General features: G+C 49.5%; 12 protein-coding genes. 2 read left to right on the top strand and 10 right to left on the bottom strand.

The annotated features are described in order from the left end of the window. Positions 1 to 79 precede the first annotated feature (79 nt). On the top strand, positions 80 to 700 hold the full coding sequence (plsY, locus tag QGP82_RS15460) for a glycerol-3-phosphate 1-O-acyltransferase PlsY (RefSeq protein WP_163666279.1): 621 nt from the start codon (positions 80 to 82) through the stop codon (positions 698 to 700). A 28-nt stretch (positions 701 to 728) separates the two neighbouring features. Here the strand turns inward: plsY and proC are convergent, their stop codons facing one another. The 10 genes from proC to QGP82_RS15410 all read right to left on the bottom strand — a co-directional run bounded on the left by proC (position 729) and on the right by QGP82_RS15410 (position 11,906). After that, a complete protein-coding gene (gene proC / locus QGP82_RS15455; protein ID WP_163666281.1) occupies positions 729 to 1,538 on the bottom strand; it encodes a pyrroline-5-carboxylate reductase in 810 nt (269 codons plus the stop codon). 146 nt (positions 1,539 to 1,684) lie between these two features. Then, on the bottom strand, positions 1,685 to 2,326 hold the full coding sequence (locus QGP82_RS15450) for a cell division protein SepF (protein ID WP_163666283.1): 642 nt from the start codon (positions 2,324 to 2,326) through the stop codon (positions 1,685 to 1,687). Between the two features lie 428 nt (positions 2,327 to 2,754). After that, positions 2,755 to 3,474 (bottom strand): YggS family pyridoxal phosphate-dependent enzyme, encoded by a 720-nt coding sequence (locus QGP82_RS15445; protein ID WP_499060093.1) that lies wholly within the window; start codon positions 3,472 to 3,474, stop codon positions 2,755 to 2,757. Continuing rightward, positions 3,471 to 3,743, bottom strand: a complete 273-nt coding sequence (pipX, locus tag QGP82_RS15440) for a transcriptional coactivator PipX (protein ID WP_163666285.1) — start codon at positions 3,741 to 3,743, stop codon at positions 3,471 to 3,473. The genes QGP82_RS15445 and pipX overlap by 4 nt, the downstream gene beginning before the upstream one ends. A gap of 290 nt (positions 3,744 to 4,033) precedes the next feature. Then, complete coding sequence (locus QGP82_RS15435; RefSeq protein ID WP_499060091.1) at positions 4,034 to 5,473, bottom strand: anthranilate synthase component I; 1,440 nt, start codon at positions 5,471 to 5,473, stop codon at positions 4,034 to 4,036. 63 nt (positions 5,474 to 5,536) lie between these two features. Further along, positions 5,537 to 6,448 carry an energy-coupling factor transporter transmembrane component T family protein gene (locus tag QGP82_RS15430; RefSeq protein ID WP_490794448.1) on the bottom strand — a complete coding sequence of 304 codons (912 nt, stop codon included), beginning with the start codon at positions 6,446 to 6,448 and terminating at the stop codon, positions 5,537 to 5,539. Positions 6,449 to 6,466: 18 nt separating this feature from the next. After that, positions 6,467 to 7,828 (bottom strand): ribosome biogenesis GTPase Der, encoded by a 1,362-nt coding sequence (gene der / locus QGP82_RS15425; RefSeq protein ID WP_499060088.1) that lies wholly within the window; start codon positions 7,826 to 7,828, stop codon positions 6,467 to 6,469. Positions 7,829 to 7,966: 138 nt separating this feature from the next. Beyond that, on the bottom strand, positions 7,967 to 8,647 hold the full coding sequence (locus QGP82_RS15420) for a J domain-containing protein (protein WP_499060087.1): 681 nt from the start codon (positions 8,645 to 8,647) through the stop codon (positions 7,967 to 7,969). A 40-nt stretch (positions 8,648 to 8,687) separates the two neighbouring features. Next, entirely contained in the window at positions 8,688 to 9,515 is an 828-nt protein-coding gene (gene nei / locus QGP82_RS15415) for an endonuclease VIII (RefSeq protein ID WP_499060085.1), read from the bottom strand. A 9-nt stretch (positions 9,516 to 9,524) separates the two neighbouring features. Further along, complete coding sequence (locus tag QGP82_RS15410; RefSeq protein ID WP_499060084.1) at positions 9,525 to 11,906, bottom strand: protein kinase domain-containing protein; 2,382 nt, start codon at positions 11,904 to 11,906, stop codon at positions 9,525 to 9,527. A 320-nt stretch (positions 11,907 to 12,226) separates the two neighbouring features. On the opposite strand from QGP82_RS15410, the gene QGP82_RS15405 reads away from it, so the two are divergent. Further along, positions 12,227 to 13,237 (top strand): NAD(P)H-binding protein, encoded by a 1,011-nt coding sequence (locus QGP82_RS15405; RefSeq protein WP_163666297.1) that lies wholly within the window; start codon positions 12,227 to 12,229, stop codon positions 13,235 to 13,237. The last annotated feature ends 67 nt before the right edge of the window (positions 13,238 to 13,304 follow it).

Raw genomic sequence — 13,304 nt, 5'->3', positions numbered from 1 at the left:
GATGATGGGGCGTGGTTTTCCAAACGTGCATAACCCCCTAAACTAAAATCGGGTTTGGTTTTTTAGGACTGGTTAACTCATGGTTTGGTGGATTGCAGTCGGTTTATTGGTACTGGCCTACTTGCTGGGATCGCTGCCTACGGGATATGTGGTCGCAAAGCTACTCAAAGGAATTGATATTCGTGAACATGGCTCAGGGAATACCGGAGCCACCAATGTGTTTCGAGTCGTGGGCAAACAAGCCGGTATCACTGTGCTTGTGATTGATTTGCTTAAAGGCCTAACTGCGGTTTTAATTGCTCGGTTTGTGATGGCTCAGTTTGGTGACAGCCTGACTCTGTCCACATGGATACAAACCCTGGCAGGATTACTGGCAATTTTGGGGCACAGTCGCTCCGTATGGTTGAACTTCACAGGGGGTAAATCGGCAGCGACGGGACTTGGGGTCATTCTTGCCTTAGCTTGGCCAGTTGGCCTAGGGACAGCAGCTGTTTTTGGCCTTGTTTTTGGCCTCTCGCGAACAGTGTCTCTAGGCTCTATTTCTGCTGCGACTGCGGCCCCAATACTTATGTTCTTAACCGGCCAACCACTGCCGTTTATATTGTTGGTCTTATTGGGGGGCATCTATGTCATCATCCGCCACCGCAGCAATATTTCTAGATTGTTAGCAGGGACAGAACCAAAATTAGGCAATAGTTAGGGGTTAATCAGGGCATTGATCCATGCCCCTACTGGTTGCCCAGTTCCCGTGACCGGCTACTGGCTGCCCTCACAGCTTCAATCAATGCTGAACGCAGACCTAGTTCTTCTAAACAGGCGATCCCAGAAATTGTGGTGCCGCCGGGGCTCGTCACCCTATCCTTCAAGACGGCTGGGTGCATGCCTGTTTTTTGTAATAACTGAGCGGTGCCCAGGACTGTTTGCAAAGCCAGCCTATTGGCAGTTGTGCGTGACAAACCAGAGGCTACACCTCCGTCCGCTAAGGCTTCAATTACGATGGCAACATAGGCCGGGCCTGAGCCAGATAGTCCGGTTACGCCATCTAAAAGTGGCTCGGCAACCTGAACAACCTCACCCACAGTGCTGAAAAGTTGTTGCGCGATTTCTACATGCTCGGCAATAGCACGACTGCCAATAGCAATGGCTGTCATCCCACAACCAACGGTGGCCGGTGTGTTGGGCATGGCTCGAATAACTGGCCATCCTGGAACAGCTTGCTCTAATCGAACAATTGAAACCCCGGCTAAAATAGAAATAACCAGAGGAGATTCACTAACAACAATTCCTGAAAAATCTCTGGCGACACTGTCAAAAACTTGTGGCTTGGTCGCTAAAACAATGACGTCGCTATGCTCAATGACCTCACGGTTACTATGGGTAGTGCGGATGTCATACTGTTCGATGAGCAACTGTCTCCGCTCATGGGATAAATCAGACACCAAAATGGCATCCGGTGTATACATCCTCTTAGAGAGCAGGCAAGACAGCAGTGCTTCTCCCATGACACCGCCACCAATAATGCCGAGTTTACCAGGCAATGATCCAAGGCCTCCGAACACGCTTATAGCATCCTAAGAATACCTTGAAATGGGCTGATAACCTTGAACAGCCAAGAGGTAACTAGGGCAATGCTTAGAATTGAAGGGGCATTAAGCATCGCCCTAAGTTCCAATTAGCATCATCTTTAGGCCATACGTGCCACCTGCTCAGTTGCCCAAGCGGGTGTGGGAGCAGCGGAAGGCATAGCAGGCTCTTCCATAGGCAATCCATCTTCGCTGTCAACGGGCATACTGACCTGTACACAGTTGGGGGTGAATAGGAAGATGCTTTCGCCAATGCGCTCTTGATGACCATCCATGGCATAGGTGCCACCAGCAACAAAGTCAACTGCACGCTGGGCTTGGTCAGGATCCATGATAGTTAGGTTTAAAACCACAGACTTCCGCTCACGGAGTGCTTGGATTGCCTGGGGCATTTCCTCAAAGGAGCGGGGCTCCATCACGATTACTTCAGACACACCGTTAATTGCACCAGGCATACCAATCACATTACTAACACTACTCATTGAATTATTCATGGAAACCATCCCAGAATCGGTTGACATTACGCGGTCACGGATGCGGCGACGGGGCGCGCGAGTCTCAACGGGCGCAGCTGTCGTTACCCCTGAAACAGGTTGAGGTTGAGGCTGGGGTTGAGGAGCCTGATTCTCTTGTTCATAGAGGTTCTGGTATTCCTCGCCGTCCATTTCGTCATATTCATACTCATAGTCGGCCGGGTCATTAAGGCCAACAAAGTCACGTAATTTAGTAAAAATGGTACTCACGGCTGAAACTCCGTCATGGCTAGTACTAACTTGGCTAGAAAATCTCTCAAGACCTGAATTAAAAGGAGTCGAGAGATGATTTGAGACTAAAGTGGGCCATTGATGGCTGGACGTATCAGCAACCTCAATTGAGATTTTCTGATAGCTCTAACCCCATTGCCTAAGATCAGGGATACTCTAACCCCCTTGTGCTCAAACGGCAATGGAAAAACAAACGTCATTCAATATGACAACGCTTGCAGCGCTCTATCAACCTAGAGAATTAAACCTCTTTAGTCGACATTTGAAAATACCCGCACACAATCATTCGGGCATAACTTTGAGCCACAGTATACACGAATCGATTAAAAAAAATCACCAATTCCCAAAATAGACTGAAGTATCTTGATCTTTTTTAGGAATAGAGATGATATAAATGGCCAAAGCCCTCAGGTACGGGAGCCAAACAGAGTAGTTCCTAATCGAATGATATTTGATCCAGCTGCGATCGCAAGTGGAAAATCCTGGGACATTCCCATGGAAAAGTGATGAATTGGTAAGGGCGTTTCTTGATGATTTGCCAGTGATTGCCCGAGGGCATAGGCTCGCTCAAAAAAAGATTGGGTTTGAGGCAACAATAGACCATAGGGAGGAATTGCCATGATCCCCTCTAATTTGAGATGAGATAACTGTGCTAAATCGGGCAAGGCTTGCCAAAGTTCAGACTCAGTCAAACCATGCTTATTGGCATCTGCCAACAGTTTTAACTGTAGACAACAGATGGGCGAACGGGAAAGTTCAGCCGCTATCTGATCCAGGCGTCGAGCTAATTTCAGACTATCTACAGAATGAATCCAGTCAAAGTGTTGTAGGGCCTTGCGCGCTTTGTTGGTTTGCAGATGACCAATAAAGTGCCAAGTAATATCTGGCAAATCCGTCAGATCTGCCTGTTTTGCAATGGCTTCCTGGATCTTATTTTCGCCAAAGTCCCGGAGGCCAGCTGCGTAGGCTGCCCGAATAGCAGCCGCAGGAAATGTTTTACTGACTGCCACTAAGCGCACATGGGCAGGCAACTCCAATTGCTCCACTCGTTGAGCAATTTGCTGACTGTGCCATTCAAGCGGCTGTGGAGAAGATCCTGGAGTAGTAGTCCCCGCAGCATTCATCATTGAAACGTTCGCTTGTAAACCTTATTTAAATGCTCAAATTCGCTGTATTGGCCAGACTGGCGCAATATTCGTAGACGTGTTTCTAACATCATACGGGCCTCTGTTCGACCAATGGGATCAAAGAGCAAACCAGCTGCCCGATCAACTTTTGCCAGAAAAAATAGCCGCTGGGCATAGAGCGTGGTAAATAGCTCTTTATCGCCATCCACCAGGCAAATCCGAAACAACAGCCCAAAGTCAGGGTGATTGAGATAAGTTTCAGTGCTCATTCAAGGGGTGCGATAAATGGGAGAACAAAGGACAGTTAATACAGAGTTTACTCAAGAAGACTTGTGATCCTAACGCTCATTGATAAATCTACCAAGCCCAATGGCTAGAGTGCCATATTGTCCAAAACAAGAGTTTAAAAAGGGTAGGACACCTTCCTGGACTGACCTCAGCTCAATACGAGCTAAGCTCTGAGTCTACCAGGGTGGCAGAAAAGACATTGATAGAGTTTACAGCGTTTCCCTGCACTATCTTCAAGAATTAAGCGGCAAGGTCTGCATTCTACCCCTATCTAGACGGAAATTCCCAAAGCGAGTAGTTGTGCCTGGGCCTTTTGTAAGGATTCCTGCCATTCTTGGTGGGCCTCACTATCGGCGACAATGCCTGCTCCCACTTGCCCCCAAACAACATGCTGGTTTGATCGATCGGGGGTCAGCAACAGCGTACGGATCAAAATATTCAGGTCTAGTTGACCGCGCACATCCAGGTAACCGCAGGAGCCATAAAACAAACTGCGACGCAGGGGTTCGAGGGTTTCAATGATTTCCATACAGCGCACTTTGGGGCAACCAGTAATGGTGCCGCCGGGGAATGTGGCTCGAATTAAATCAATGGCATTGAGGTCAGGGTGCAAGGTGCCGATGACGTTACTCACCAGATGCATGACATGGCTATAGCGTTCGATCACCATGAGTTCGTCCACATGGACTGATCCCCAAGTACAAACTCGACCTAGATCATTGCGCTCTAGATCTACGAGCATTATGTGTTCTGCCCGTTCTTTGCGATTTGTTTCCAGGGTTTGAGCAAACTCTCGATCTGCTGCCGGTGTCTTCCCACGGGGACGTGTCCCGGCAATTGGACGGGTTTGGGCCGTTTGATCCCATAGCTGTACGAGACGTTCGGGAGAACAACTAATAACATGTCCCCACGGTGTACGCCAATAGCTGGCAAAGGGAGAGGGATTAATCTGGTGAAGCTGTCGGTATAGCTGCCAGGGAGAACTACTGGTGTGGGTTTGAAACCGCAAGGAAAGATTTACCTGAAAAACATCTCCTGCTTGAATATGGTCTTTGGCCGTTTGTACGGCTGTTTCAAATTGGGTCTGGCTAGAGCAGAACGTCAGTTTTTCTGAAAGATTCGGTACTACGAGGGACGGGGTTTGGTGGGGCAGGTGTTCCAGACGGTGCACCATGGTTTCTATATCGGCTGGAGAGGCAGCAGCTAACCATAAATCCTGTTGGTGATGATCGAGAATGGCAAACTGTTCTGGCTCATACCAGTAGGCAACTGGGAAGGGCAGTGAATCCTCTTTGCGATAGGGAAGTTTTTCAATCTCCCAAGCCGTGTCATAGCCTAGCCAACCTAACCAGCCGCCGACAAAAGGCAGATCATCTGGGGGGGTTACTGAGGATGGGTACGCTACCCATGCGCTGGGGACTTGCCCCCTGAGTAACTGGCTAAGGGTGGGCAAAATCTCCCCAAGGGACGGGGTAAACAGTTGAGGCTGGTTCGCCATCTGTCGAGGTCCGCCAGCACATAGGGAATAACGAATTAAATTGTCGGGGGCACCATCAACTCGATCTGGGCTCTCTAACAGGGTAGCGATGGCAGACCCATGAAACAGCGCTGCGAAGACATCAGCGCCACTGCGCTGCGCAAGGTCAAGCCGGTGCCAAAATCTGGGCAGTATATCTTGCTTAGCAAGCGATGGGGGGGAAGAAAGGGACAATTGAGGATGTGGGAGGTAGGGTGGGCCAGACCCACCAAAAAGGATTATTGGGTGAGGCACGAATCAAATGGGATTGCCTAAGGCAAAACGACCCCACCAAAAGAAAACCAGGCTCACAAGGAAAACCCAGTCCCACCAGCGTAGCTGTAGCTGATGCCATTGGACCTGGTGATGGTCTGGACTGGTAAAGCCTCGAACTTTCATGGCAGCGGCAATTTGCTGGGCTCGCAACAGTAAGTTGTCGAGCAAACGCTCTGCCACCATCAGCCAAATTTGACTGGCATGACGCCAGCCTAATTTACGCCAGTTGATGGCGCGGGTACGTACAGAACGCACAAGATTTTGGACCTCTTCAAGGACGAGGGGAATAAATCGTAGCGATAGGGTCAAGGTCAAAGCAATTTCCGTGACTGGCAGTTTAAACCATCGCAACGGAGACATTAGCTCTTCGATAGCCGCTGTGATCTCCTCAGGGGCCGTGGTTAATAAAAATAGGTTGGTGCTGTAAATCAGTGTGAATAACAGCGTGCCGACCTTAATGGCAAGCTTTAAAGACTTTTGGGTGATCTGCACCCAATGGAAATCAGCAATGATATAGCGATAGTTGGTTTCTGGTAGGGAACCAATGGTTTCAAAGGGGGTATCTAGGGTGGCGATCGCATCGGGTGTGGGCCAGCGAGGCTGATTAATCACAGCAATGCCATCGGGCATCACCATAATTAGCAGCGACGCCAGCGTAAACAAAATGAGTAGCCCGCCCATCTGCTGTCGCCATACCCGCCATGGCACCCTGGCGGTCAGGGTGAGCAACATCAAAATCACCACCAGAGCAATACGCCAGGCCGTATTGGCTAAAACGGGCGTCAGCAAAAAGCTCAGCAGCCAGGCTAGCTTTACCCGTGCATCAATCCGATGCAGCCAGGTGACCGGCTGTTCCAGGTATAAACCGATCGGTAGTGAGCGGAGTAGATCCATGGGGAATAGTGTTGAATTCTAAACCTTAGTTGCCCTATTCGCGCTTTCTCGGTCAAGATCGCGCATCTTCTTACCTCGCCAAATTAGACGAATGGGCGTACCTTCATACCCTAGGTTTTCACGAAATTGACGTTCAATGTAACGACGGTAATTGTCGGTAAATAGTTTGCCAGCATTCACAAATAGCGTAAACGTTGGCGGGCGGGCGCTAACTTGGGTACCGTAGTAAATTCGCCCTTGTTTACCCTGACGTGTGGTCGGTGGGGAATGCCAGTTGATGGCATCTTCGAGCACTTCATTGACGACGGCAGTACTGACGCGACGACGATGCTGCTCTACCGCCTCATCCACCGCATCTAAAATCTTGGGCACCCGTTGACCGGTGAGGGCACTGACATATAACCGTGTGGCCCAGTCTAAAAAGTAGATTTTGCCACCCAATTTTTTGTCGTATTCATAAATAGTGTGACTGTCCTTTTCGATGGCGTCCCACTTATTGACCACAATGATGCAGGCGCGGCCTTCATCTTCGATGCGCCCTGCCAGTTTTTGATCCTGCTCAGTCATGCCATCAAGGGCATCAATAACCAGTAGCACAACATCAGAACGGCGAATGGCCTTAAAGGCACGGTTGATGCTAAAAAACTCAGGGCCGTAATTGACGTTCTTCTTTTTACGAATACCGGCGGTGTCAATCAGACGATATACCGTCTCTTTACGGCGCACCACCATGTCAATGGTGTCGCGGGTCGTGCCTGATACGTTGCTGACAATGGCGCGATTTTCACCGACAAAGGCATTGAGCAAACTGGATTTACCTACATTGGGTCGACCAACGATGGCGACCTTAATCTCATCGTCTTCTTCGATTTCATCCGTTGGGGGGAGGTGGGTGACTAGTTCATCTAACAGCTCCCCGGTACCATTACCGTGGATGCCTGAGACAGCATAGGGTTCACCCAAACCCAGCGCCCAAAACTCAGTGGCTTGGATAATGCCCTGATCCTCGGATTCACATTTGTTGACGGCGAGTAGCACGGGTACAGATTGCTGCCGTAGCCAGGAGGCAATTTCGCGATCGCTTTCATTCAGGCCTTCCTGACCATCCACCACAAACACAGCGGCCTTGGCCTCAGCCAGTGCTAGCATGGCCTGCTCACGAATGTGGGGTAAAAACTCACTGTCATCTGCAAAGACGAGACCGCCAGTATCAACCACCATAAAATCGCGATCTTGCCAAAAGGCAGGTTGGTAGGTGCGATCGCGAGTTACTCCAGGTTGATCATAGACAATGGCCTCCCGGGCCCCAGCCAGTCGATTGACGAGGGTGGACTTGCCTACATTAGGACGACCAATAATTGCGACTACGGGCAAAGCCATGGGAAACCGGCGGATACAAAGCAGACGACCATTGTAACAATTTGTGCCAGGCAGGTCTTTTTATTTTCAAAGGAATACTCAGGGACAGTATCAGGCAATTATGAACTTCGGCATATTGTTAGCAAACATCAATCCACCTCACAGGATGGCCTGCATGTCAGCTTTGGCTTCACGACGGAGTTGTTTAGAAATACGAAACAATTCTTGCCCGGTGTGGAGATAGCTGTCGTCATAGGTAAAGGTAAACCGCTCAATTTCTTCAATGCCGTCTTCGAGCTGGTTGAGACAATAATATAGATTCGCGGCCACCTTGGCTGCCTGGGATGGGTTGGGCATGGATTTGAATTTCTGCTTCGCTTTTTCTAGGGACTCACGACAGTTTTCCAAATAGTCTTGAAACGATTCCATTAACTCATCATCAAACGGGTCTGCCGATAGGTTACGAACTTCTGACTTCAGGGGATTAATGATTTTGCCTATTAGGCGGTCAATCGGCTTATAAATACTGCGAATCCATTGGGCGAGGGCATCCTCAGCTTTTTGATACGCTTTGCGCCGCTGCTGATACTCAGCGCTAATATCGCTGGCCCGTTGAACCCTATACCCATTCCGCTGGGCATCGTAATGTTTACGAGACTTGGGGTCTCCTAGCACTTCATAGGCGGCATTAATTTTAGCGATATGGTCGTGATCGCCATGGCCGTTGGCCCGGCTATCGGGGTGGTGTTGTTTGGCTAAGCGATGGTATGCCCGTTTAATGTCAGCTTGGCTGGCCGATTCGTGCAGTTCTAGGGTTTTGTAGTGATTAGACGTCGCCATGGCCAGTTTGAAGTGCAGTCTTTATTTTATGGCTAAAAACTCAACCTTTAGCGGGTTGGCAAACCGGACAGTAATAAAAACGTCGACTGCTGGCAAAGTCTTTGACAATAGGTGTTTTGCACACACGGCACGGTCGATTGGCACGGCTAAACACCCAATGACGGTACTGGGATCGCTTTTGCCCCTCAGCTTTGAGCTGGTTGGCTAAGTCTAGATCATTGGTGATGCCACTGTAACGATAGGACTGATAGGGAATAGCAATGCTGGCTTCGGCTAGGGCTTCTAGTTGCTCGTCATTACAATCTATGGGGCGTAGCCGGGGATGAATGCGAGCAACATAGAGAATTTCACTGCGCAGATAATTGCCAATGCCCGCTAGGAAGTGCTGGTCCAGATATAAAGTGGTGAATTGACGGCGTTGATGCAGTTTTGAGGTGAGCAGTTCCAGTACATGGGCTGGCCGTAACTTAGGGCTGAGCACGTCTGGCCCCAGTTTGCTTAGAAACGGATGGGTGGGAATTTGTTCTGGGGTGAGCACCTCAATATCAGAGGCACTGTAGAGCAAGGCCGACTTTTTGGGGTTGTGAATGGCGAGTCGCAGCTGTCGTTTAGTAGTTGGATAGTTATAGGCATTACGAATCATCCAGACACCGTAAAGCTGGTTGTGGCTGTAGATGCTGAGGGCGTTATCAAAGTGAATCAGGAGGGCCTTACCACGGGTTTCAACCTGGCATACTTTTTGCCCGGTTAGTTCACTTTCATAGGGTTTGAGGTGTTCAAAAGCAAAGAATACCTCGCGGGTAGCTTTGGCTTTAACAGCCCGTTCAATTTTATCGGCGGCTTTTCGAATTTCGGGGCCTTCAGGCATTGGCGATATTTATTCTTTGTGCCAGAGTTTAATGGTTTTATCAGAGCTGGCGCTGGCCATAAATCGACCACTGGGGTGAATTGCGATCGCAGTCACCGAATTTCCATGGTCTAAAAACGTCTCCACCAGTTCTCCGGTTTTAGCATCCCAAACCTTGATGCTGCTATCTCCGCCAGCACTGACGACGGTCCGTTGATTGGGTGCGATCGCCACCGCATTGACCTCACGGGTATGGCCCTTCAGCGTGTGGATCAAATTGCCAGACCGCAAACTCCACAGCTTGATGCAACGATCCTTGCTTGCACTCGCAATCAAACGCCCATCGGCACTGATGACAACATCATTCACAGAATTCAAGTGACCAGAAAGAACCCGAAAAACCTCACCAGTCCCCAGCTGCCAAAGACGAATTTTGTTATCAAAACCACCACTGACCACCAGTTCTTCATCGGGGGATATATCAACACAGCGAATCATCCCTGCATTGCCCGACAACACCTTGGCAAGCTTACCTTGCTCTAAATTCCACACCCCAACAGTACGGTCTTCGCTGCCACTAATCAATATGGAGCTTCGCCGACCAATAGCCACTGAGGTCACATCGTGGCGGTGGCCCTTGAGAATGTGCAATAAGCTGCCTGTGCCCGCATTCCACAGACGAATGGTGTCATCATCGCTACAGCTGGCCAGGATCTGTCCACGAGGACTAAAAGCCAGCCCATTAATCCCCCGCACATGGCCAGTTAAAGACGTGATTAAGGTGCCCGTCTGTAGATCCCAAATATTAACGGTGTCATCCAATCCCCCACTGGCAAGCACCATAAATTTGGGGTTGAAGGCCACCGTTGAAACCCATGAATTGTGTCCTTCCAGGGTATGGGTGCAAACCCAATGCGACGGACCACTCCGCGGGCCAGACGTCTGCGATTTAGTCGGTATTCCAGAAGAGATGCGGCTCTTAGACGATCCCAAAGAACCGGTAGAAGGCCGACCCAGGCTCATGGGGCCTGAGGGAATACCTGAAACCGGGCCAGATTGGCCCTTAGACACAGGCCTAGATTGTCCTTTAGAGACCGGACCCGAACGTCTACCTGACACCGGCCTGGATTGTCCTCGAGAAACAGGCCCAGATTTTTGTCCTGACATGGGACGAGACTGTCCCATCGAAACTGGCCCAGAACGCCGTCTGCCCGGTACTGCACCTGATCTAGGCTGGCCCGATTTAGGCTGGCCCGATTTAGGCTGAGAAGTCGATCTCGATTGCGATATCGGCCCAGATTGTGCCTTAGAGATCGGTCTATTGCCAGACTGTCTAGGGGGCGGAGCGGTGGGGGGATGCTCTGCTCTAAACTCTGGGCTGAGTTCTTGGTTAATTAGCTGTTCGTTAAGATTGCGGCTGACATCTTGGCCAGTGCTAATGGCATCCGACAGCAGGCTACCCGTATCGGCGGGTCGTTGCCGAGTCCAACCTGGCACTGACCGGTGATAGGCTGGCAACGCCTCCAACTCTTGTAAAACTTCTGCAGCAGATCGGTAACGCTCATTAATAAAATCCTTGAGCATCCGATCGAGAATGGCTGCCAGTTCAGGGGTAACAGACCGACCTGATCCTATTAAATGTTCTTGCCACAGCCAGCGGCCTTCGAGGGGGCTATAGAGCTTTTCAGGCTTACGCCCAGTCATTAGGCAAATGCAGGTTGCTCCCAGACTATAGAGATCGCTAGATGGATAGGCCTCACCACTGCGTAGTTGCTCAATGGGGGAATAGCCCTCAGTGCCGATGCGAGTCCCCGTATGATCTTTATCATTGGAGAGTGAAACTTCTAGCTGCTTAGCAATACCAAAATCAATCAGAACTGGTTTGTTATCTTTCTGACGGGAAATAATGTTGGTCGGATTAATATCCCGATGCACAACATTACGATCATGGATAAACTGCAGCACTGGTAGCAGGTAGTTCAATAACCTACGAACCTTGGCCTCATCAAACGGTCCTTCCTTTTTTACCTCTTGCAGTAAGGTATTCCCTTCAATGATCTGCTGTACCAGGTAAAAATTTCCCTGCTGTTCAAAATAGGCAAGCAGGGACGGGATCTGTGGATGCTCCCCCAATTCGTTCAAACGGACAGCTTCCTGATTAAACAAAGTGAGAGCTTTGTCAAAGGTTTTATTACTGGATTGACGTGCGAACTGCTTAATGACACAGCGCGTATTCAGGCGATCAATGTCTTCCGCCAAATAAGTTTTCCCAAACCCCCCTTGTCCCAAGGGTTTTATCGGTCGATAGCGATTACGAAGTAACTCTGTGAGAGGGCTGCCACAAGACTGACACACAGTGACCCCATCAGGGTTTACTGGCACCAAGCAATCAGGATTTAAACAGCAGATCATCTCAACAGGCAGGACGGCTAATGGTGACGCAAGCGGGAACGCTACTCTACTTTACCTATCAACCCATCTTTAGGGTGGCTGATTTTAGCAATGGCGTAGGTAATTTCCGAGGAGTAAGGAAATTATCCTTATCAGTCGTATCATTTCTTCATAAAAGCACTGCTTTGGGCACAAAAAGTCAGCCTTTGCCAATAATCAAAATTACAGTGACCCAGAATGCTATGCAGGCTGCTGATGAGTTATGACAGCTGAACCCTAATCCGTTAAAGGGTATCATTGGGACGTCTCAGATATAGCCTTTATAACAACGTCTATTGCATATGACTGACTCCAGTACTTCAGGGATACAACGTATTTTGGTGTTGGGTGGCACAGGAAGCATTGGACGTGCCGCAGTCGCTGCATTGGTAAAGCGCGGTCACGAAGTCGTCTGTATTGCTAGAGCAAAAGCTGGTAGCGGTGGTCGATTAACACAAGAGAAAACCACTCGCCTTTTGCAAGGTGCCGAGGTCCTCTTCGGTGACGTTACAAATACTACGTTTCTGGCTGAACACGTTTTCCGAGAACAACAGTTTGATGCAGTGCTGTCATGCTTGGCATCGCGGACGGGAGAGCCGAAAGATGCCTGGGCTATTGACTATCAGGCCCATGCAGACGTTCTATCCTTGGCGAAAGAATCCGGAGTGACGCAGATGATACTATTATCTGCAATTTGTGTGCAAAAGCCACGGCTTGTATTTCAGCATGCCAAGCTTAAGTTTGAACAAGAGTTAATAGAATCGGGGTTGACCTATTCTATTGTTCGACCGACTGCATACTTTAAATCACTGGTCGGACAGGTAGATCGGGTAAAAAAGGGAAAGTCTTTTTTGCTGTTTGGTGACGGCAAACTAACCGCTTGCAAGCCGATCAGCGATGCTGACTTAGCTGAGTATATGGCAGATTGTTTGGAAGACGTTTCACTACAGAACAAAGTGCTGCCTATCGGCGGACCGGGACCCGCAATTACGCTGTTGGATCAAGGGGAATATCTTTTCAAGATATTGGACCGCAAACCCAGCTTTAGGAGCGTACCAGCTTCGTTATTGAGCGGGGTGGCGGCGGTTTTGGAGGGTCTAGGTAAGGTTGTACCGCCGTTGGCTGCAAAGGCTGAGTTAGCACGGATCGGACATTACTATGCGACAGAATCGATGTTAGTGCTCAATCCTGAGACGGGGCTCTACGATGCTGATGCCACACCTGAGACAGGGAGCGATACGCTATTTGAGTATTTGCAGCGCCTTATTGACGGCAGCGAAACTGCTGATCGCGTCGATTACGACTTGTTTTAAGGCTCATTAGTTATTCGTTTTCAAGACCTTGTGTCAATTTAATGACAATAAGATTGAGATTGAGATT

This window comes from Leptothoe sp. LEGE 181152 (assembly GCF_032906605.1).
GTDB lineage: Bacteria > Cyanobacteriota > Cyanobacteriia > Phormidesmidales > Phormidesmidaceae > Leptothoe > Leptothoe turfae.
This window is presented reverse-complemented; position numbering and strand designations above follow the sequence as displayed.